Consider the following 21,467-nt stretch of genomic DNA (forward strand, 5'->3'; position numbering starts at 1 on the left):
AAGAGGCCCTGCTAGAGGTCGGCGTCCGAAGCCATCAGCTCCGCGATGTTGAGGTGCGTGACGCCGTCCCGCGTCGTGGGGAGGGGGTCTAGGGTGAGCAGGTAGCGCGGCCACCCATCCCTGATTAGCGAGAACGGACGGAACTCCCGTTCCTCCACATTCTGGTCGACGATGCTCATCGACACCTGAACATAAACGTAGCGCTGGTCCTTCCGTGCGATGAAATCCACCTCCAGCCTGCCAACGCGTCCCACGCTGACCGTCCAACCGTGGCGCCTCAGATACTGGTAGACCACGTTCTCGAGGGCTGGGCCGTAGCTGACCTGGTTGTCCGTGTTGAGCGCGTAGTAAAGCGAGAGGTCAGCGAGGTAGTGCTTCTCGCCTCCGTGAAGGCTCCTCCTGCTCTTGAGGTCGAACGTGGGGCAGCGATAGAGCACTTTGGCGGCCTCCAGGTAGCCTGCGTAGCGTGAGACCGTCCTCGCGAGGACGGGCGTCCCTTGAGCCTCGCGGAGCTCCTCGGCGATGTTGGCGAAGTTCGTAGGTGCCGCGTAGTTGGAGACCATGTATGTCATGACGCGTCGGAACGCTTCGGCATTGCGGACCTTGCCGGCGCGCCTGCTGACGTCCTTCTCGATGACCTGGGCGATGACGTCCGCTACGTAAGCGGAGCGTGCCGCAGGGTTGGGGAGCCGCACGGCGCCGGGCATGCCGCCTTCGCGCAGGTATCGCTCGAACTCCGCTGCCGTAGGGCCAATCTCTTCCCCGAGTGCCTCCCTCATGCCGAGCCACTCGGGGAATGCCAAGGTAAAGAGCTCAAGCTCGACGTAGCGCCCAGTGAGCTTTGTGGCGAGCTCCCCAGAGAGGAGGTAGGAGTTGGAGCCCGTGATGAAAATCGAGACGCCTTCGAGCCTCCATGCTTCGACGACTTCCTCGAAGCCCTCCACATTCTGGACCTCGTCGACGAAAAGGTAGCTGCCGCGCGGGTCCTCCCCTATGGCCGCCTCGATGGCCTTGTCAAAGGTGTCGGGATCCCTCACGCGCCGGTACCTCCTCGCGTCGAGGTCGAGGTAGGTGATGCGGTCCTCGCCGACCCCACACTCGCGCAGCTCCTCCATCACGGTCTGCATGAGGCAGGACTTGCCGCAGCGCCTCATGCCCGTCACGACCTTGATGAGGTCAGTCTCGTAGAAAGGCCTTAGCCGTTTGAGGTACAGCTCACGTCTGTAGAGTTCCGCCATGGACCTTGCCTCCTTGGAAAAGCTCGCTTAAGGATACATAACTCGTAAAAAAATGCAAAGTATGTATCCTTAACGACCACTTTCCCGGTGGTGCCTCTGGCAGTGTCTGCGGCATCGCTGCACTATTGCATGGGACGCATTGATCGTTTTGCATGGGGACGGCTGACGGTCTGACATGGGTCACTTCGCCAGCGCGAGACTTGGCCCATCGCCATCATTTCGCTGTTCGAAGAGCGGGTGCCTTGCGGGTTGGTCGTGCCAGCTGCCAGAAGTGGCGATAGATCGGAGTTGCGCACGGAAGCGCCGAATTGTGGAGACGGTCGACGTGCTCTGCGAGCGGTTGGGAATCGGCCTCGACCAGGTGGCGGTCTTTGGCGACGGGGGCAACGACGTGAACATGCTGGAGCACGTGCCGCTCTCGTTTGCCGTGGAGGGTGCGACGCCGGAGGCCAAGGCGGCGGCGAGCTGGCGGCTGGGACGCGTCGAGGACGAGGCGGTGGCAGACGCCATCGAAGCCCTCGTCAGGGGAGAGATGCCCGCGGTACGGGGGTGAGGTCACGACGCACAGTGGTGGCTGTGTTTCTCCTGGTACATCTCGACGTCCGCTTTGTTTAGGAGTGGCTTGATGTCGTCCGTCTCGTTAATCCTGCCGGATGCGTAGCCGATGGAGAAGCTGATGGTTGCCTTGCCTATTCGTATATGGTTGTCTGCCATACGGCTTTCGAAGACTTTGCGGCTTTTTGCAACACGAGCTGCGAACTCGTCAGATGGGACGGACGTGGACATCGCGAGGTACTCGTCACCGCCTAGGCGATAGAGCTGGATGCTACCGCCAAGCTCGCGGGAAATGATTGTTGCAAAAAGCGAGAGAATGCGGTCACCGGTCTCATGACCGAATCGGTCGTTATATGTTTTGAAGTTGTCTATGTCCAGTGCTGCGATGTTGACTCGTTTTCCGATGCTTCTTTGGACGTCAACGTAGAGTGCCCTCACGTTACCTAAGCCTGTAAGGGCGTCTTGGAACGAATACCGCTCAAGACGCTCCTGAGAGCGGATGTCGCACATACGCGTGTGGTATCTGACACAACAGGCAACGATGAGAACGAGACCGAGTGAAATGAAGTTCGTGAGCGTTCCGTGGCTCGTGGCTGATAGCCTTGCTGCCTGCCAGATGACGAGGCCGAACGTCGCGGCTATGGCGGGTATGAGCACGATGGGGCGGATGGCGAATACGCAGACGATGCTTACCACTTGGACGATGAAGGAGTACACACCGTTGCCTCGAGCGAGGTCACCCATGGCAACAAAGACGCCAAAGGCGAGAGAGACCACCACGAACTGCCAGATTATTGCCTGCGAGACGCTGAGCGAAACGTGTTCCATCCCTCGCAGAGAACGATAGGCGTTCCACCCGATGAGCAGTGTGGCGCTGACGAAGAGCGTGGCGTATGCGATGCGATGCTGTATGATCTAAGGCCATCCGAGCTGGCATACCAGTCGCTCGTTCCTCTCCATGAGAAAATTATTGACGAGCATGTACGTTTCCATGAAGAGTGTTATTGCGGCTAGGGACGTCCCACACCTGAGGTTGGACAACGTGAGTGCGAGGCTCTCGAATCTCGAGTGCCGACGTAGCCCCAATATCAGGCTCAGGCCTCCGACTTCGGTTCGCGTGGGGAGGTCAAATCGGGATGCTGTTGTTGGCGAAGCGTTCAAGTTCGACCCCCCCTGCAATGAGATTGGATCAGGGTTTTGGCATGAATCGATTTCTTATTGAGCGAGATTAGTATTTTCAGCTTGATTATGTCTACTCTTTTCCCTTAAATTGTGTTGGGCAAAACCGTCGAAAGGCGGCGACGCAAAGCTATAGGGCCTTCACTGGTAGCCAGTTGCAATCTTGTCACTTCGTTGGGAGAGGAGCAGCATGCCTGCCTTTTCTTATCGCGAGAGCCCCATCCGCCTGAGGCTCAGGGCGTTTGCCCTGACGGCATTGTTTGCCATGGTAACCATGCTGGCAGTTTTGCCGTCGAACGCCTTCGCCGGCGAGGCCAAGGAGGTCACAGCAACAATCAGTGACCTACAGATCCAGAGAGTCAGTGGCGGTACTGCCACGAGTATGTACATCACTGAGACGTTCTACCTGGCGATGAATTGGGATGCGAGCCAAAACGGTGCGAATCTGCACAAGGATGACTACTTTGACATCACGCTTCCCAGCAATATGAAGTTCCCGTCCGATACGACGGTACGCGACTTCGACATCACGGGCCCCGATGGCTCGACGGTGATTGCCAAGGCGCATGTCGCCCCTGGTCCTGGTGACATTGGTGGCACGGTCCGCGTTTCCTTCACGGACTGGGTGGAAGGCAAGGAGAACGTCAAGGGTTCCATCAGGCTGGCCTCTCGCTTCGACGAGTCGCAGGTGACAGTCGGACAGGACAACACCTTCGACGTGACGGTCAACGGGGCGGTCACCCCGGTCACCGTCAAGGTCACCGGCCGCACTGAGCTTCACGACGAGGTGCTCAACAAGTGGGGCGGCAAGGTCGCGGGTTATGCCGACAAGGCCCAGTGGGCCGTCCGCATCAACCACATGAAGGCCAACCTCACGAACGTGGTGATCACCGACCACCTGTCTGGTGGGGCCGGGACCGAGACCTACATCCCCGACAGCTTCGTGCTGACGCGCGTCGAGTTTGACTCCAAGGGCATCACCACCCAGTGGTTCGAGCAGATAGACCTCAGCGACAAGCTGACGATCGCCCCCGACGGCAAGTCCTTCACCCTCAGCCTGGGCAACGTCAACGGCACCCAGTACCGCCTCGAATACAAGACCACCTACACGCCTGGAACGACGTTGCGGAACACCATGAAGCTCAGTTCCTCTGAGCAGAGCAAGGACTACTCGGCAACCCATGCCGCCGCCAGCTCCGGCGGTTCGGGTGATGGTAACCTCGCCAATGAGATCAAGCTCATCAAGGTCGATGCGGACGATAATTCCGTCACGCTCGCCAATGCGGTCTTTACCGTGACCGACTCCGATAGCAACAGCTTCGATCTAACCACTGGGTCCGATGGCACGGTGACGTCAGGGTCCCTCACTTCCGGTACCTATAAGGTAAAGGAGAAGACGCCACCCAAGGGCTACCTGCTCAATGAGGAGGAGTTCACCCTCAATGTCAACGCGTCGGGCGGTGCCATCCAGACGGTGACTGACGAGCGTATCAAGATTGACATCCCCGTCAGCAAGTCCTGGGTTGGTCCCAAGGGTGATTCCGTCACGGTCAAGCTCAAAGCCGACGGGGTGGACACCGGGAAGACCGTTACGCTTTCCGAGGATAACGACTGGAAAGCCTCCTTCACGGGCATGCCTAAGTACACCACGTCGGGGGATGAGATTACCTACACGTTGGAAGAGGCCGATGTGTCCGGCGTCGATGCCGACAAGTACCACGTCGATGTTACCGGTGACGTCGAGCATGGCTTCACCATCACCAACACGAACAAGGAGACCGTGAGGGTCTCCGGCACCAAGACCTGGGACGACGCGAACGACCAGGACGGCAGGCGCCCCGCCTCCATCACCGTCAGGCTCCTGAGGGACGGCGTGAAGGTCGACTCCAAGACCGTGACGGCGGCCGACGGCTGGAGCTACTCCTTCGCCGGTCTCGCCAAGTACGACCCCGCCGACGGCCACGAGTACGCCTACGCGGTGGCCGAGGACGCGGTCGCGGGCTACACGGCTACTTCCAACGGCTACAACCTCACCAACACGCATGCCCCCGAGACGACGTCGGTCCCCGTGACCAAGGCGTGGGTCGGCCCCAAGGGGAGCCAGGTCACCGTGCGCCTGCTCGCGGACGGCGCGGCGACGGGCAAGACCGTCACGCTGAGCGATGGCAACAACTGGACGGCCTCCTTCGAGAACCTGCCCAAGTATCGCGACCACGGCACCGAGATCGCCTATACGGTCAGCGAGGAGGTGGTCGACGGATACAGCTCGTCCATCTCGGGCGACGCCGCATCGGGCTTCACCATCACGAACACCAACACCGAGAAGGTCGGCGTCTCCGGAACTAAGACCTGGGATGACGACGGCAACCGCGACGGCAAGCGCCCCGACTCCATCACCGTGCGCCTGCTGGCGGACGGGGTCGAGCGGGCCGCGAAGACCGTCACGTCCGACGACGGCTGGGCGTGGTCCTTCGACGGCCTTAACAAGTACGACCAGGCCGACGGGCACGAGATCTCCTACACCGTGACCGAGGACGCGGTCGAGGGCTACACGAGCAAGGTCAACGGGTTTGACGTCACCAACTCCTACGCCCCCGGCAGGACCTCGCTCACGGTCACCAAGGCGTGGGACGACGGCAACGACAAGGACGGCATCCGCCCCACCTCCGTCAAGGTACAGCTCTACGCCGACGGCAAGCCCATGGGTGACGTGGTGGAGCTCTCCGCAGGCAACAAGTGGACGTACGTCTGGGGCGACCTGTACCAGAAGGACGGCGGCAAGGACATCGCGTACACGGTCAAGGAAGTGGACGTCCCCAACGGCTACAGCTCCGAGGTCTCGGGAGACGCCACGAGCGGCTACAGGCTGACCAACCGCCACACCCCCACGCCCCCGACGCCCGGAAAGCCGGCCAGGAAGTCCGCGCTGCCCAAGACGGGCGACGACGGCCTGGGTGCCGGAGTAATCGCCCTCGTTGGCGCCGCAGGTGTGCTTGGGTTGAGTGGTGCAGTCTGGCTTCGTAGGAAGCAGTCGTAAAAGTTTTGACCCTATCACTTTGCCTTGTCGGTAAAGACTGAAAAAGGCCTCTGGGGTAAACTCCAGAGGCCTTTTGATGGATTGGAGATAAAGCATGGAAGAGAACGAATCAACCCCGCAGCTCTCAGAGGCGCCCGCACGTACCGGTGCCCCCGTGCCGCCGGAGGGGCTGGGGGAGGCCGTGGCCTCCACCGCCTCTGGCGCCAGCGCATCCACGCCTGATGAGTCCGCACCCAAGAAGCCAGTGAACAAGAAGGTTGTGATCGGCATCGTCGCGGCGGTGGCCGTGCTCGTCGGCGCTGGCGCCTTCCTCTTCGCGCGAGGTCAGGCTGCGAACGCGGGTCGTCTCGCCATCCACGAGTCTGCCGAGAAGATCGTCTCCGCAGACCAGGAGCTCGTCGACCTTGACCGGTATGCCGACCTCGAATACTTCTCCCTCGCGTTGAGCGATCCCTCCGACGCCGACGACACCTTCTCGTCCGCGATGGACTCCCTCGACGCGGCGCAGAAGGAGCTCGGCGAGGCGAAGTCCAGCGAATGGGCGCTCGACGGCGCCGACAAGGACGCGATCGCCGCTCTGCAGAGCTCCGTCGACGCGCGCAGGAACATGGTCGAGACGGGCCGCAAGGTCGTCGACTCCCTCGGTGGCGCCTACACCGCGAGCAGCAGCATCACTTCCTACTACTCCGACCTCAGCAACTTCCAGACCAGCGTCGGCGACGCGATCAGCGTGGTCAACGCCGCGTCCGATGTCGCATCGATAGACTCGGCTCGCTTCTCGACCGACGTCGAGGGCGCGAAGCAGCATGCGAGCTCCCTCTCCGCCGACGTCAGCGCCGCAAAGGCGGCCGTCCCGTCTGCGGACTTCTCCAAGTTCCAGGACGTCGCGGACAAGAGCGTCGCGCTGGCAGACCTCCTGAGCCAGCTCTCCGGTGCCATCTCGTCCGGTGACACGTCCTCCGTCAACTCGATCGCGCAGACGTTCAACTCGGACAAGAACGACCTCGTCGACGCCATGGGGAAGACGGAGGAGCTCTCTAACCTCGCGGACCTGCTGGTGACGGACGAGGACAAGAGCCTTGCGGCCGACTACCAGTCCGCCCGCGACGCCGCTGTCGCCTCCCTGGAGCCCCTGAGCTCTTATACTGGCATTGACCTGAGCGACCTGACCAAGGGTTCGAGCCTGCTCGACTAGGAAGGCCGTCGCATCGCGCGCCCGAACGCCACAGCTGCGGCAGACGGGTGGCATGCGTCCGACACATCTACGAAAGGATTTGCAAATGGCAGAAGGCAAGGGATATTTCTCGCGCTCCTGGGCGCTCATAGGCAAGGAGCCCGGCTGGTACAAGGTGCCGCTCGTAATGGGCATCGCCAACTTCGTCCCCATCGCAGGTCCGCTCGGGACCTCGGGCTACGTGTTCGAGTGGTCGCGACTCATCGCCTGGGGCGCCGATGCCGCGCCGAAGCGACGCGGCATCGGGGTGGGTGAGTGCATCAAGAGCGGGTGGCGTGGCTTCGCGTCCACGATTGGCTGGGGCGTGCTGCTGGGAATCATCATGTCACTGGTCGCGAGCATCAGCCACGGCGGCGTGGTGCCGTTCCTCCTGTCGCTCGTCATTGGGGTGTTCGGCGGCACGATTCTGGCGGTCTGCTGCGTGAGGGCGGCCATCTACCAGAACTTCAAGGCGGGCTACAGGGCCGACCGCATCTTCGAGATGCTCAAGAGGGACTTCGGCGGCATCGCCAGGATCGCGGGCCTCTGCATCCTGATCTCGCTGATCATCGCGCTGGCCGTGTACCTGATCGCGCTCATCGCGTTCATCCCCCTGATCACGAGGGCGATCGGCATGGCCGCCTACACCAGCGCCTACTCCTACTCGCCATACCTGGATGACTCGTACTTCATCTACAACGAGATCATCTCCATGATCACGGGCATGATTCCGATGATGCTGGTGATTGGCTATCTGGGGTCGGTCGCGACCTCGTTCGCAAGCCTCGTGGAGTACGCGGCGGTTGGTTTGTGGATGAGGCAGTTCAACGTCCCTGCATGGGGCGCGAGCGGAGACCCTCTGCCCGAGGCCTTGATGCTGGGCGGTGCCACGGTGGCTCCCGTCGTTCCGGTGGACCCGACTGCCTGGAGCGGCGAGGCTGCGGATGTCGTGCCGGCCGATCCCACCGGTTCTGCCCCGGAGGCCGTCACGCCTCTGGACGTGCCAGCTGCGGCGGTTGCCACGGAGGTCACGGAGGACGTGGACGGGACGGCATCCGTGGAGGCCACGGATGCCGCGGACGAGGCGGCTCCTGTGGTCGAAGAGCTCGCCGCGGACGCGCCGACGGTTGCAGCGCCGATGATGCCGGCGGACGGCGTGACCGGCGAGGTTGCTGGGACGACGCCCGACGAGCCTGCTGTCGAGGACGCGGACGAGGATTCCGACGAGGACTCCGATACGGGTGCCGGCATGGCCTCCGACGAGACCAAGGACGAGGACCCGACCCTCTAGGCCTCTCCGTCGAATTGTCCGATGCTTCAGTGACGCCCGGGGTCGCATGGCGCGGTCCCGGGCGTTTCAGGCTGATCGCTCCTCTCGCCCCCCGATGTGCTACCATACGCCGAAGGCAATGACGGAGAGGTTCGCAGCCCGCGTCGCCAGCGGAGAAGAGAGGGCACCCACCGGCTGAGAGGTGCCTCCAAGGCTGGGCTGCGAAGTTCACTCCACCAGCCGCGACCTCAACGCAGCGCTCGCCGCCGCAAGTAGGGAAGCCGTAGGCCCCACGGCACGGGGCGGAAGAGCGGGCGGTCGCGAGAGAAAACGCGACGCCAATCAAGGTGGTACCGCGGAATCATTCCGTCCTTGGGCTTGTGGGCCCGAGGACGGTTTTTCGTTCTTGGGCAGGAGGGCGCCGGCAGCCTGCCGGCGGCGACGAGAGGGGTTTCCAAACATGGCAATGTCCGACGACCTGAGGGCCATCCAGGATCAGGTGGAGGAGGGGCTCAAGGGAGCCACCACCCTCGACGCCCTGGAGCAGATTCGCATCGCCGCCCTGGGCAAGAAGGGTTCCCTGACCGCGCTCATGCACATGATGGGCAAGGTCCCCCCCGAGGAGCGCCCCGCCATGGGCAAGCTCGCCAACACCGTGCGCGCCAACGTTGACGCCGCCATCGCCGGTCGCAAAGAGCAGCTGGCCCGGGCCGTGCTCGACGCGCGCATCCAGGCCGAGGCCGTGGACGTGACCCTGCCGGGCCGCCGCCTGACCCCGGGCACCCAGCACCTCATCAGCCAGATCCGCGAGGAGATCGAGGACATCTTCGTGGGGCTCGGCTACACCGTCGAGGACGGTCCCTTCGTGGAGACCACCTACTACAACTTCACGGCGCTCAACGCCCCCGAGGACCACCCCAGCCGCTCGGCCAAGGACACCTTCTACGTGGAGGACCGCGCGCCCGAGGGCAAGGTCCAGCACGTCCTGGGGGAGTCGGACGTCCTCCTGCGCACCCAGACCTCCGGCGTCCAGGTGCATGTGATGGAGGAGAAGAAGCCTCCCATCTACATGATCTGCCCGGGCACGGTGTTCCGCCCCGACACCGCCGACGCCAATCACCTGCCACAGTTCACCCAGGTGGAGGGCCTGGTCGTGGACGAGGGCATCACCTTCGGTGACCTCAAGGGCACGCTGGACTACTTCTGCCGCGAGATCTTCGGCAAGGACCGCGCGACCCGCTACCGCCCGCACTTCTTCCCCTTCACCGAGCCCAGCTGCGAGGTGGACGTGTCCTGCGGCGTCTGTCACGGCAAGGGCTGCCGCTTCTGCAAGAACACCGGCTGGCTCGAGATCCTGGGCTGCGGCATGGTCGACCCCAACGTCTTCGACTACGTGGGCATCGACCCCGAGAGGTACTCGGGCTTCGCCTTCGGCATCGGCGTGGAGCGCGTGGCCGCGCTGCGCTACGACCTGCCCGACCTGCGCATGCTGATGACCGGCGACATGCGCTTTCTGAGGCAGTTCTAAGTCCGCAGACCCCGCGCGACCAAGACTTCCGCGCGACCAAGAAGGAGAATTCCATGCGCGTCTCTTACGAATGGCTCAAGACCATGGTCGACCTGCCCGACGACCCCCAGGAACTGGTGCGCGAGTTCGTCCGCACCGGCACCGAGGTCGAGGCCGTCGAGCGCGTCGGCGCCGACATCACCAAGGTGGTCACCTCCCAGGTGCTCGAGAAGGTCTCCCATCCCGACTCTGACCACATGTACGTGTGCAAGATGGACGTTGGCGCGCATAACCTGGGCGCCGACGGCAAGCCCGAACCCCTGCAGGTGGTCTGTGGCGCCCAGAACTTCGAACAGGGAGACAAGACCGTGACCGCCCTCGTGGGTGCCACGCTCCCTGGTGGCGTCACCATCAAGAAGGGCAAGCTGCGCGGCGTCGAGTCGCGTGGCATGAACTGCTCCAGCCGTGAGCTGGGCCTGGATGGCGACCACAGGGGCATCATGATCCTGCCTGCGGACACGCCCGTGGGCGTGGACTTCACCGAGTACATGGGGCTCAGCGACACGGTGATCGACTGCGAGATCACGCCCAACCGTCCCGACTGCCTCTCCATGCTAGGCATGGCCTCTGAGGTCAGCGCCATGCTGGACGAGCCGACCCACGTCGAGCTTCCCCAGATCAGGCACGAGAGCGCCGACTTCGGTCGCAGCTCCGACCTGGTGGACGTGCGCATCGACGACAACGAGCTCTGCGGTCGCTACACCGCGCGCGTGGTGCGCAACGTGAAGATTGGTCCCAGCCCCGAGTGGCTGGCCCGTCGCGTCATCGCCGCCGGCAGTCGTCCCATCAACAACGTGGTGGACGTGACCAACTACGTCATGTACCTCACCGGGCAGCCCCTGCACGCCTTCGACCTGGGCAAGCTCACCGAACGCGACGGCAAGCGTCACGTCGTGGTGCGCGCGGCGGCCGATGGCGAGAAGGTCGTGACCCTGGACGGCGTGGAGCGCGAGCTCACCAGCGACATGATCGTGATTACGGACGACGGCAAGGCCCCCGTGGCCTTGGCTGGCGTCATGGGCGGCCTCGACTCCGACATCGACGAGGGCACGGTGGACGTCCTTCTCGAGAGCGCCGTGTTCGAGAAGGGCCACATCAGCCGCACGAGCCGCAACCTCGACCTCATGAGCGAGGCGTCGATCCGCTACGAGCGCCAGGTGGACGGCAGCGGCTGCGCCCGCGTCTCCGACGTGGCCGCCGCGCTCTTCGAGGAGTGCTGCGGCGCCCAGGTCTGCGAGGGCAGGGTGGACGAGTACCCCGCCCCCGTGGCCGCGTCCCGGCTCACGCTGCGCCCGGAGCGCGTGCGCTCGCTCTGCGGTGCGCCCATCGAGGACGAGTTCATGGCCTCTCGCCTGCGCCTGCTCGGCTGTGACGTGGTTGCGGGGAAGGACGGTGCCCTCGAGGTGACGGCCCCCACCAACCGTCCCGACCTCACCCGCGAGGTCGACCTGGTGGAGGAGGTGCTGCGCCTCTGGGGCGAGGGCGACGTGGAGCCCACCCTGCCTGCGGCCCGCAACCACGCCGGCGGCCTGACCGAGGAGCAGCGGACGCTCCGCAAGATCGGCTCGACCCTGCGCGCCGCCGGCCTGAGCGAGACCTCCACCTACAACTTCGCCGACCCCCAGGAGCTCGAGCTTCTGGGCATGGGCGAGACGGGCAAGGGCGTGCCCGTGCGCATCCTGCGACCGCTCGTCGCCGACCAGAGCGAGATGCGTCGCGACATGCTGCCCGCCCTCCTGCGCTCCGTCGCCTACAACCGCGACCACGGCGTGAAGAACGTCCACCTGTACGAGGTCGGCCGCGTCTTCTACGGCCACGAGCACAGGAGCCAGCCCGACGAGCCCAGCATGGTGGCCGGCGTGCTGAGCGGCTCCTGGGCGGACGACGCCTGGAACCAGAAGACGGGCGAGCTGGACTTCTTCGACGCCAAGGGCGTGGTCGAGACCCTGCTCGAGGCCCTGCGCATCACCAAGGTCCGCTTCCGTGCGGCCGACCCCGAGGCCTATGGCTGGCTGCAGCCGGGCCGCTCCGCCGAGGTGCTGGCCCAGGGCGAGCTCATCGGTTGGGTGGGCAACGTGCACCCGCGCTCGCTCAAGGCCTTCGGCATTGACGACGCGGTCGTGGCCTTCGAGCTGAGCGTCGCGGCGCTGCTGAGGCTGGCCAAGGACGAGCTGCCCTACGAGGACGTTCCCACGCTGCCCGGCGTCTCCATCGACCTGGCGCTGGTGGTGGACGAGGGCCTGGGCTACGAGCAGGTCATGCAGCGCATCAAGAGCGCCGGTGGCAAGCTCCTGGCCAGCGCGGAGCTCTTCGACGTGTACCGCGACCCCGTGAGGGTGGGCGTGGGCAAGAAGTCGATGGCCTTCTCGCTCGAGTATCGCGCGGCAGATCACACGCTGACCTCCGAGGAGGTGGAGAAGGCGCACGGCAAGCTGGTGGCCAAGGTGACCAAGTCCACCGGGGGAGAGGTGCGCGGCTAGGGGGCACTGGGGCGCCGGACACTGCGTGGCGTGGTGCTGCGGCGTGGTGCTGCGGCGTGGTGCTGCGTGGCGTGCAAGCGGCGCCGTCGTGACGGCCACACCGCTTCGTGCTGCGCGGGTGGCTACGAAGTGGTGGCGCTTCGGCGCTTCGTAGTGCGAGAGTGGTAAAGAATCGTCTGGATGTCGGCCGGTGGCTCCGAGTGAGCCGCCGGCCGCCTTCTTGCTGCGTTTGGACGCCTGCCACGACGTCGTGTGCGGGCAGCTCTCGTCCGTGACTGCGTCCAACGCGTGCTTGATTTCACCGGCTTCGTCCAACGGTGTGCGTCCTCGCCATCCACAACGTCCAACGCGCGCTCGGCTTTGCCGACAACGTCCAACGCGTGCGACTTTCGCTCCAAAGCGTCCAATGCGTCCGAGGACCCTGCGTTTGCCCAGTTGCTGCATCCGCTTCAGACGCGCTCGACGTAATCGACGTATTGCGGGACGCGTTGGACGTTGCTGATGCATCGGCAGACGCGTTCGACGTAGTTACCGCTTCGGGAGACGCGATGGACGTTATGGCTGCGCCGTGAGACGCGTTCGACGTTTTCGATACGAGAGGAGACGTGTGCGACGTAGTCAGTGGAGAGGGACGCGCGATTGACGTAGTGGGCGGGGGAGAGGCGCGTGTCTGACGTTGCTGGTACGGAGAAGCGCGCGGCGTGCGCGAGGCCGCGCGCGTCAGACGTCGCCCCGTCCGCTCGCGCCAGGCATCGCCCCCGTCGGCGCGGCGCGCGCAAACGTCCTATGATGTTCCAATGCCGAGCTGGAACATTCATAGCGCCCACGTGGAAGCCCTCCTGAAGAAGCGGAGCCCCCAGGAACTGGGGATACGTGACGTCAACGCCTTTCTCTTCGGCAACTTCCTGCCCGACGTCTACGTGGGCTACATGGTCAAGCCCACCACGCGCATCATCGTCTACAACGACACGCACTTCGCGGACCCAAACTTCGTGCCCGAGCCCCGCTACTGGGAGTTCTGGCGCCGCTTCGGCCTGCCCAGCGCCGATGCCGACGGTCGCGTGTTGGACCTCGTGCTGGGTACCTGGTGCCACCTCGTGGCAGACAACGCCTACAACCACGACGTGAACGCCTTCATCGAGGGCATGGGCATCCGTCCGGGCGAGACGACCCGCATCCGCAAGCAGGGGGACTTCGACCTCTTTGGCCGCACCCTCGACCTGCGTCTCGAGTGCCGCCTGGACGACGAGCTCGTCCGACAGGCCCACGCCTTCCCGCAGTACCCTGTGCTCGAGCCCGACCTCAGGGCGAGCGTCGCTGCCGCTTCCGCCATCGTGCGCGACAACCGCCTGCATCACGTGGACGGAACGCCCGCCTACAGCATGCTCACGCCAGAGCTCTTTTCCAACATGTTCGAGGAGGTCCAGCAGCGCATGCTCGAGGGCCTCCTGGCCTACGCCGAGCAAGGCGCCTCGGCGGAGCCCCTCAGAAGGGAGGGCCCCCGTGCCCGACGCCGCTAGCAACAGCGCCCCGAGCGCCCCCGTGTTCGGCAAGCAGGGAGGAGAGCTGCTCTACGTGCAGGTCTCCGACTTCGTGAGGGAGAAGATCTACTCCAAGGACTGGGGCGTGGACGAGCCCATCCCCTCGGAGCACGAGCTCATGGACATGCTCCACCTCTCGCGCGGGACGGTGCAGAAGGGCGTCCGCCAGCTGGTGGACGAGGGCCTGCTCGTGCAGCAGCGCGGCCGCGGGACCTTCGTGGTGCAGCCGGTCATGGCGCGTCCGTCGTCTAACCGCCTGCTCTCGTTTGGCGAGTCGATGGGGCATCAGGGAATCGACTTCACCACCCGCGTCATAGAGTGCGAGGTGCGAGCCGCCGGCCCCCTCTGCGCTGAGAACCTGCAGATCGAGCTGGGCAGCGACTACCTATACCTGAGCCGCGTGCGCTACGTGCGCAAGCGCGCGGTCATGTTCATCGAGAGCCACCTCAACCTGGGCGTTTGTCCGGGGCTCGAGGGAGCCGACTTCACGCGAGAGGGGCTCTTCGCCGCCGTGCAGCGCACGAGCGGCCACGAGATCGGCCGCTCCGAGATGGTCTACACGGCCCGCACCGCCGGCAAGGTGCGCGGCGGCCACCTGGAGTGCGACGAGCACGCGCCGGTGCTCGAGCTCGACCAGCTGGTGCGCCTGGATGACGGAACCCCCTTCGAGTGGGGCAGCGTCTGGCTGCCGGCGAACCGCTGCGTCATCAGCAACGAGACCCGCCGCGCGTAGGAGTCGCCTGCGCCGTTCGTGCAGCCAATCGCGCTCGAACGCTCGTCTCGCTTGGCACGCACGAGTGCTGCCAGCGTGCGTCGCGCACGCCGAAGCGCACGACTTTCTCAACTTGCACGCCGAAACGCACGTCCTGCCCAACGCGCACGCCGAAGCGCACGCTCCGCTCAACGCGCACGCCGAAGCGCACGGTCGCATCTGCGTTTGCCCAGTTGGCGGGAGAGGTGTCTGTGCGTTCGAGCGTGGTGGATGAGAACGGCGTGCGCAATGGCGTGATGGGCGAGAACCGCGTGTGCGTAACAGCGTGACAGGCGAGAGGGTCGTGCGCAACAGCGTGCCCAGGCGAGAGGAGCCGCGCCCGTGCCAGCCTAGCCAGCCTAGCGCTCGCAGAGCCAGTAGCGCACGCCCAGCGGCGGGACCTCCGAGCCTCCGCCGAAGTCGTGGTCCTCTCCCGTGATGACGTCCACGGCGCGACCGCAGCGCGCGTCGAAGTGGAAGGTGTGGGGCTCGTCCGCCGCGTTGACGGCCACGATGAGCCGCTCGTGCTCGCTCTGGCGCTGGAAGAGGAGCTGGCGCGGCTGGCAGTCGAGCTGGGCGTAGTCTCCCCAGGCGAGCGCCTCGGCGCCGGGGTGCCCGGGCCTTCTGCAGGCGGCGAGCGACGCGACCCAGCTCGTGAGGTCGTTCCACTCCGGGGCGTCCAGGGCGGGGCGCAGCTCGTAGTCGCCGAAGTGCTGCTCGCCCTCGATGCCCCACTCGCTGCCGTAGTACACGCAGGGGACTCCGGGCATGGCGAAGAGCAGCCCATAGAGGGCGGGGAGCTGCCTGGGGTCATCCAGGCGCGTGGCGATGCGCGGCACGTCGTGGTTGTCCACGAAGTTGAGCAGGTGCCTGCCAGTGTAGAGGTCCCAAGGATGGCTGCCGCTCTGGCGCTCGAGCGCATAGGCGACCTCGTGCATGTTCGCCGCGTTGAGCGAGGACCAGAGGCCCTTGTACGCCTCGTAGTTGGTGACCGAGTGGCAGAGCTCGTCGCCCATCCACTGCCTGTAGTCGCCAAACATGGTCTCGCCCACGAGGACGAACTCGGCGTCCCTCTCGCCCAGCCGCCCCCTGCGCGCCTCTGTGAGCTCGTTGGCGATTCGCCGCAGGTAGGCGAGGTAGCCGCGGTCAAGGCAGTAGGCCACGTCCAGGCGCAGCCCGTCCACGTCGAACTCGCGCTCCCACTGGCGGATGACGTCGGCGAGGTAGTCGTTGAGCGCGAAGTCGGAGTGGTTGAGCTTGACGAGGTAGGGGACGCCCTGCCAGCACTCGTAGCTCAGGCCGTCGTCCCACTCGTCGTTTCCGCCCCAGTCGATGTTGAACCAGCCTGCATAGGGGCTTGCCTCCCGGTTCTGGAGCACGTCGCGGAAGGCCCAGAAGTCGCGGCCCACGTGGTTGAGCACGGCGTCCAGGAGCACCTTGATCCCCGCCTCGTGGCAGGCGTCGACGAGCGCGCGGAGGTCGTCATTGGTGCCGAGCCTGCGGTCCAGCGTGAGGTAGTCAATGGTGTCATAGCCGTGGCTCGAGCTCTGGAAGACGGGGTTGAGCATGAGGCAGCTCGCGCCCAGCCTGGACATGTGGCCCACCCAGCCGTCGTCAATCAGGCGGCGCAGGCGCCTCTCGGGCTCGGACGCGCCGTCGTTCTGGTGCGGCGCCCCGCAGAGGCCCAGGGGGTACACCTGGTAGACGACCGACTCCTCGTACCAAGACATGGCAGGCTCCCCTCTGCTCCGGCCCCGGCCGGGCGGCTTGCGCGGGTGGTGGACGCCGCCGCGACGCGGCACCTGGCATCCGTCCGCCCGCGGCGCGTTGGATGTTCTGGCCCTACATGATAAGGGTGAGACGCCAGCCCGAAGCCAGCGTCCCGCCCAGCGGTCCCCTGTGTGGCCTGTGGCTACATCGCCATCGTGGTGGTCTGCACGTAGGCGCGGGTGGCGTACTCGCGGTCGAGGTTGAAGAGGCCGCGGGGGTCGTTGCCGAAGAGCTCGTAGTCCTTGATCATGTCGGAGGCGTTGGTCTCCTCCTCGCCCTGCTCCTTGATGAACCAGTCGAGCAGATTCATGGTGCGGTAGTCGTGGAGCTTGTGGGCGGCGGCGAAGCAGTCGTTGATCGATGCGGTGATGAACTGCTCGTGGCCGAGGCCAGCCTTGAGTACGGTGAGGTCGTCGGTGAGGGCCACGTCGGGCTTGGCGATGGCCTCCATGGTGGGGACGAAGTCGTTGTCGAGCAGGTAGCGGCGGAGGATCCTGGCGTGGTCGAGCTCCTCCTGGGACTGGATGACGTACCAGTTGGCATAGCCCTTGAGGCCGCGGTCCTCGAAGAAGTCGGCGAAGGTCATGTAGAGGTAGGCGGAGTAGAGCTCCTTGTTGATCTGCTCGTTGAGGCTGCTGGTGACGCTGGAATCGAGTGCCATGTGGTTCTTCCTTTCGAAGGGGCCTGCGTGTCGGTGCGGGCGACCGAGTCGGGGTCTCGCCCGCGCTGGCGTCTTGCGTACGTATGGCTTATACCCAAAGGGTGGGTGGCTTTGGCCGCTTGGCCGATTGACACGAAAACTCTTCCCGAGGAGGGGCCATGGGAGCGCGCGGCGACACCCCTGCGAGCACGCTGGTGGGAAGCGAGAGGCGCCTTGCGCCCCTGAGCTGGGGCACCTGTCTTGGGGCGTCGGCCCTCTCGGCCGCACTGCTGTGGAGGGCGGCGTGCGTGCCCGCAGACGCGCCTGGCCTCGCCTCCGGGTCTGCGTCCGCCGGTCTGGCGTCGCGCGCGGGGCTCTTCGCCTGCGTGCTCGCGACGTTGCTTCCCCAGCTGTGGAACCTCGTGGCGCTCGCCGCCGATCGGGGCAGGGCGAGCTTCGGCATGATTCCCTGGGCGCTCGCGTCGCTTGCCCCCGCCGGCCTGGCGTGCCTCCTCGCCGGCGCACGCGGCGGATGGTGCCTCGTCGCCCTCGCGTCGCTCGCGCTGGGCGGGGCGGTCGGGCTCTTCCTGCTGGCGGGCCTCGTGGCGCTGCGTGCGGCGTACCGCTCCCGACCGGACGTCACCGGCGTCCGTGCCGCCATAGTGCTGGGCGCCGGCGTGCGCGACGGTCGTCCCGGACGGACGCTCGAGCTCCGCCTCGCCCGCGCGCTCGGGATCTGGCGCGCGCATCCCAAGCTGCTGCTGGTCTGCACGGGAGGCGCGGGGGAGGGTGGCCGGAGCGAGGCCTCGGTGATGGCGGATTGGCTGGGCGAGAGGGGCGTGCCCGCGTCGTCGCTGCTCGTGGAGGACGAGGCGGCCAACACCCGCCAGAACCTCGAGCTCTCGCTCGCGCTGCTGCGTCGGAGGGGCTGCGGCTTGGGAGAGCGCGTCTGCGTCGTGTCGAGCGACTGCCACCTGTTCCGCGCCCTGCGCGAGGCGCGAAGGCTGGGGGCCGACTGCGTGGGCGTCCCCGCCGCCACGCCCCTCGCGAGCCTGCCCCAGCAGTGGGCCCGCGAGCTTCTCACCCTGGCGCTTGGGCGCTGAGGCCCCGCCATCGCGCTCCTGGCGGCCCGTCGTCCGCTGCGATTGACGCCGCCGCCCGCGCCGCCCGACGCCGCTCGTGCCGCCCGACGCCGCTCGTGCCGTTCGCGTCGCCCGACGCCGCCGCCCGCGCCGCTCAGGCTCGTCCCAGCGCGACGCCGACCAGGGCCCGCTCGAGCCTCGGATGCTCGTGCAGGTAGCGCTTCGCCAGCGCCTCGACCTCCGATCTGAGCTTCGCCTCCTCGGCGGGCGTGAGGTAGCGGCCCGTCACACCCAGGAGCTCGCGATAGCTTCTGTGGCCCGTCTCCTCGCTCGCGTAGTCATAGAGCCGCTCTCCGTGCGCACAGGTGTTGCGCACGGCCACGAGCTCCTCGAGGTCGTGGAAGACCCCCTTGCGGGTGAGCGGACTCGTGCCCCCGCGCTCGCAGGCCTCCCAGAGCCTGCCGGTGGCCTCCTCCTGCTCCTCTCGCCTCATGAGGGCGTAGAAGTACTTGAGGTTGCCAAAGGTGAGCTCGTTGAAGAGCACCCAGAGGGGCACGCCGTCGTGGTTCTGCCGATAGTGGGCGACGCGCGCGTCCGGCCTGGCGTCACGTCGCTCCGGGCTGGCGGTCGCGCCCGCCCCTCCCTGCGCCTCCACGCCGCGGGCGCGGTGCTCGAGCGTGTTGATCATCCACTCGAGGTCTCCCTCGAAGCTCGCCTCCCCGCGCAGGTAGTCGCGCTGGCGGCTGTAGCTCTGGGGCCTGAGGTAGGCCTCGGTCTGCCGGTGGCGGTTGCAGAAGACGTACGAGAGCACCGATCGCATGAGGCCCTCGATGGACATCAGGCGGAAGAAGGTCGCCGCGCGGAGTTCGCGGTCGAAGCAGAAGAGGGCGTGGACGTCGTCCAGGCTGGTGCCGGGCAGGAAGCGGTCGTCGTCCGCCCTGCCGCTGGCCACGGGATCGAGGAAGGGCAGCCTGTAGCCGTTGACGACGGCGTAGTAGCCCTCGCGCAGGAGGAGGAGCTGGGCATGGGATCCGCAGCCCATGCCGCGTCTCCGTAGGAGCTCGACCTGCTCGTCCAGCGTTTTGAAGGGTTTGTCCATGCTCGTCTGCCCTTTTCCTGACCTTGCCCTCGGGGCCGCCCGTCCTTGCGGGCGTCGCTCGTGCCGCGGCCCCGCTCTGTTGGCATTATGCCGCGACGACCAGCATGAATGCCAGGTCCGGGCCTTTTGCGGGGCTGTGGCTTTAAAAGCCCCTGAAGCCCTCGTATAGTGGTGGGTGTCTGATGAGTCCGGACTCACCGGGAGCTGCCATGCGTGCCACGTATTGCCCCAACTGCGCCTCTCCGCTCGACGATGGGGACGAGCGCTGCCCCTCCTGCGGCATCGTGCTCGCGGAGTGGCTGAGGCCGGAGCTGCTTGACGAGCCGGACGACCAGGCCCTTCAGGGCACGGCGTCGCTGAGGAGGCTCGAGGTGGACGAGCTCGCGGCGGATGCAGGGGCGCCTGCGGACGAAGGCGGGGCCGTGGATGGCATTGCGGAGGCGGTCGGCGAGCCGACGGCAGGCGAGCTTCCGGAGGAGGGCGATGTCCCGGCCGAGGATGACGCTCCTGCTGCGGGCGACGTCCCGGCTGAGGGCGAGGTACCAGACAAGGACGACGCCCCAGCTGAGGGCGAGGTGCCAGACAAGGACGACGCCCCGGCTGAGGGCGAGGTGCCAGAGGAAGACGAGGCCGTTCTCCCCCTTGACGAGGTGCTCACCAAGGAGGCGCCACTCTCCGTCCGTTACGCGCGGCGCGAGGAGGACGAGCCGGACGGCTGGAGCAGCGACCACAACTTGCCCCTGGGAATCCTTGTCGGCATGGTCGTGGTGCTCCTCCTGGTGCTCCTGGCGATGAGCCGCTGCGGCAACCGCTTCGTCGACCCCTATGCGCCCAGGGTGGGCCAGCAGGCCTCCGGGCAGGCGGCATCCCCGTCTGGCGACTCCGAGGCTGGCTCGCCGACGCGGGAGGGAGGCTCTGATGCCGACGGCTCGCAGGCGGCGACCCCCAACGGTTCGCAGGCGGCTGCCTCGGGCAACCCCGTCGCAGGCGGCGAGGACGAGCGGAGGCTCCGCCAGACTCTGGTCGAGCGCCAGTTCGAGCTCAAGAGCCTCGCCCAGAAGGTCGATGCCAGCGAGCAGACCTTCGACGACGGCTACGCGGACCGCTGGGTCGAGCGCAATGCGCACGCGGCGGACGCCAACGCCCTCCTTGAGCAGGTCAAGTCTGCCTATCAGGACCTCTCGTCCCAGCAGGTTGAGGCGGACTCCAGCCTGCGGGGTCAGTACCTTCTCCTCCTGCGCTGCCATGCCGATCTCGCGGACCGCATGCAGATCGTGGGCGAGCTCTGGGAGCGCGACCTCTGGTACGACTACCCGCAGTACGAGCAGGAGACCATCCTCGAGCCCCGCACGAGCAAGACGGATGCGGACGGGAGGCTCGCGCCCAAGGCGGACTACGACGAGGCGCTGTCGCAGATCAGCCTCTAGCCGGCGCAGGGCGACCAGACTACTATCATCCTTGTTGACCAAACTGCGCGGGTGACGGGTGCCTGCGCGACGGGGGAGAGGTGCGGGCATGCCGGGCAAGCGATCTGACGTCATCTCGTGGGACGAGTTCTTCATGCGCGTCGCCTTCGCGGCGAGCCTCAGGAGCAAGGACCCCAAGACCCAGGTCGGGGCCTGCATAGCCGACGTCAACAACCGCATCCTCTCGGTGGGCTACAACGGCACGCCCATGGGCATCGGCGACGACGAGTTCCCCTGGGGCTCCCCCGAGAACGACCCGCTGCACGACAAGCACAGCTACGTGGTGCACGCCGAGGCCAACGCAATCCTCAACTATCGCGGATCGCTCAAGGACATGCAGGGCGCGACGATGTACGTGACCCTCTTCCCCTGCCAGGAGTGCGCCAAGATGCTGGTGCAGGCGGGCATCGGCAAAGTGGTCTACCTGGACGACAAGTACCACGACACCCTGGGCGCGCAGATCTCTCGCACCGCGCTGGACAGCTGCGGCGTGAGCTACCGCCAGGTGCTCCTGCCGGAGGACGCCCTGCGCTGACGCCATCGCGTCCGGCCCGCCAGCCGTCTCCGTACCCTGCGCTG

General features: G+C 65.9%; 16 protein-coding genes and 1 riboswitch. Of the genes, 11 read left to right on the top strand and 5 right to left on the bottom strand.

The window, feature by feature from the left end; all coding sequences use genetic code 11:
- Positions 1–11: 11 nt before the first annotated feature.
- The gene (locus tag Q5923_RS08230; RefSeq protein ID WP_303133403.1) at positions 12–1,238 is read right to left on the bottom strand and encodes an ATP-binding protein; all 1,227 of its coding nucleotides are present in this window, start codon (positions 1,236–1,238) and stop codon (positions 12–14) included.
- A 310-nt stretch (positions 1,239–1,548) separates the two neighbouring features.
- On the opposite strand from Q5923_RS08230, the gene Q5923_RS08235 reads away from it, so the two are divergent.
- Positions 1,549–1,791 (top strand): HAD family hydrolase, encoded by a 243-nt coding sequence (locus tag Q5923_RS08235; protein ID WP_303133405.1) that lies wholly within the window; start codon positions 1,549–1,551, stop codon positions 1,789–1,791.
- A 2-nt stretch (positions 1,792–1,793) separates the two neighbouring features.
- Here Q5923_RS08235 and Q5923_RS08240 read toward each other — a convergent pair whose 3' ends face one another.
- Positions 1,794–2,621, bottom strand: a complete 828-nt coding sequence (locus Q5923_RS08240; RefSeq protein WP_303133407.1) for a GGDEF domain-containing protein — start codon at positions 2,619–2,621, stop codon at positions 1,794–1,796.
- Between the two features lie 440 nt (positions 2,622–3,061).
- Positions 3,062–3,135, top strand: a riboswitch (cyclic di-GMP riboswitch).
- A 27-nt stretch (positions 3,136–3,162) separates the two neighbouring features.
- On the opposite strand from Q5923_RS08240, the gene Q5923_RS08245 reads away from it, so the two are divergent.
- The 7 genes from Q5923_RS08245 (at position 3,163) to Q5923_RS08275 (ending at position 14,813) form a co-directional block, all read left to right on the top strand.
- A complete protein-coding gene (locus Q5923_RS08245; RefSeq protein WP_303133409.1) occupies positions 3,163–6,009 on the top strand; it encodes a Cna B-type domain-containing protein in 2,847 nt (948 codons plus the stop codon).
- Between the two features lie 94 nt (positions 6,010–6,103).
- Positions 6,104–7,204: a hypothetical protein gene (locus tag Q5923_RS08250; RefSeq protein ID WP_303133411.1), complete on the top strand. Its 1,101-nt coding sequence runs from the start codon at positions 6,104–6,106 to the stop codon at positions 7,202–7,204.
- Positions 7,205–7,289: 85 nt separating this feature from the next.
- Positions 7,290–8,513 carry a DUF4013 domain-containing protein gene (locus Q5923_RS08255; protein ID WP_303133413.1) on the top strand — a complete coding sequence of 408 codons (1,224 nt, stop codon included), beginning with the start codon at positions 7,290–7,292 and terminating at the stop codon, positions 8,511–8,513.
- Between the two features lie 439 nt (positions 8,514–8,952).
- Complete coding sequence (gene pheS / locus Q5923_RS08260; protein ID WP_303133415.1) at positions 8,953–10,020, top strand: phenylalanine--tRNA ligase subunit alpha; 1,068 nt, start codon at positions 8,953–8,955, stop codon at positions 10,018–10,020.
- Positions 10,021–10,073: 53 nt separating this feature from the next.
- Positions 10,074–12,539 (top strand): phenylalanine--tRNA ligase subunit beta, encoded by a 2,466-nt coding sequence (gene pheT, locus Q5923_RS08265; RefSeq protein WP_303133417.1) that lies wholly within the window; start codon positions 10,074–10,076, stop codon positions 12,537–12,539.
- A gap of 827 nt (positions 12,540–13,366) precedes the next feature.
- Positions 13,367–14,059 carry a hypothetical protein gene (locus Q5923_RS08270; RefSeq protein ID WP_303133419.1) on the top strand — a complete coding sequence of 231 codons (693 nt, stop codon included), beginning with the start codon at positions 13,367–13,369 and terminating at the stop codon, positions 14,057–14,059.
- Positions 14,043–14,813 carry a GntR family transcriptional regulator gene (locus Q5923_RS08275; RefSeq protein ID WP_303133421.1) on the top strand — a complete coding sequence of 257 codons (771 nt, stop codon included), beginning with the start codon at positions 14,043–14,045 and terminating at the stop codon, positions 14,811–14,813. Before Q5923_RS08270 ends, Q5923_RS08275 begins: the two co-directional genes overlap by 17 nt.
- Positions 14,814–15,190: 377 nt before the next feature.
- Here the strand turns inward: Q5923_RS08275 and Q5923_RS08280 are convergent, their stop codons facing one another.
- Both Q5923_RS08280 and Q5923_RS08285 read right to left on the bottom strand, forming a co-directional pair.
- A complete protein-coding gene (locus Q5923_RS08280) occupies positions 15,191–16,561 on the bottom strand; it encodes an alpha-amylase family glycosyl hydrolase (protein ID WP_303133423.1) in 1,371 nt (456 codons plus the stop codon).
- 182 nt (positions 16,562–16,743) lie between these two features.
- The gene (locus Q5923_RS08285) at positions 16,744–17,262 is read right to left on the bottom strand and encodes a ferritin (protein WP_009278909.1); all 519 of its coding nucleotides are present in this window, start codon (positions 17,260–17,262) and stop codon (positions 16,744–16,746) included.
- A gap of 158 nt (positions 17,263–17,420) precedes the next feature.
- Here Q5923_RS08285 and Q5923_RS08290 point away from each other — a divergent pair, with 158 nt between their 5' ends.
- Positions 17,421–18,344: a YdcF family protein gene (locus Q5923_RS08290; protein ID WP_009278910.1), complete on the top strand. Its 924-nt coding sequence runs from the start codon at positions 17,421–17,423 to the stop codon at positions 18,342–18,344.
- Between the two features lie 133 nt (positions 18,345–18,477).
- Here Q5923_RS08290 and Q5923_RS08295 read toward each other — a convergent pair whose 3' ends face one another.
- The gene (locus Q5923_RS08295) at positions 18,478–19,422 is read right to left on the bottom strand and encodes an Abi family protein (protein WP_009278911.1); all 945 of its coding nucleotides are present in this window, start codon (positions 19,420–19,422) and stop codon (positions 18,478–18,480) included.
- Between the two features lie 209 nt (positions 19,423–19,631).
- On the opposite strand from Q5923_RS08295, the gene Q5923_RS08300 reads away from it, so the two are divergent.
- A complete protein-coding gene (locus Q5923_RS08300; protein WP_303133425.1) occupies positions 19,632–20,849 on the top strand; it encodes a zinc ribbon domain-containing protein in 1,218 nt (405 codons plus the stop codon).
- 88 nt (positions 20,850–20,937) lie between these two features.
- Complete coding sequence (locus Q5923_RS08305; protein ID WP_009278913.1) at positions 20,938–21,423, top strand: dCMP deaminase family protein; 486 nt, start codon at positions 20,938–20,940, stop codon at positions 21,421–21,423.
- Positions 21,424–21,467: the final 44 nt, after the last annotated feature.

Origin of the sequence: uncultured Olsenella sp., assembly GCF_959602185.1 — a bacterium.
Taxonomy (GTDB): domain Bacteria; phylum Actinomycetota; class Coriobacteriia; order Coriobacteriales; family Atopobiaceae; genus Olsenella_I; species Olsenella_I phocaeensis.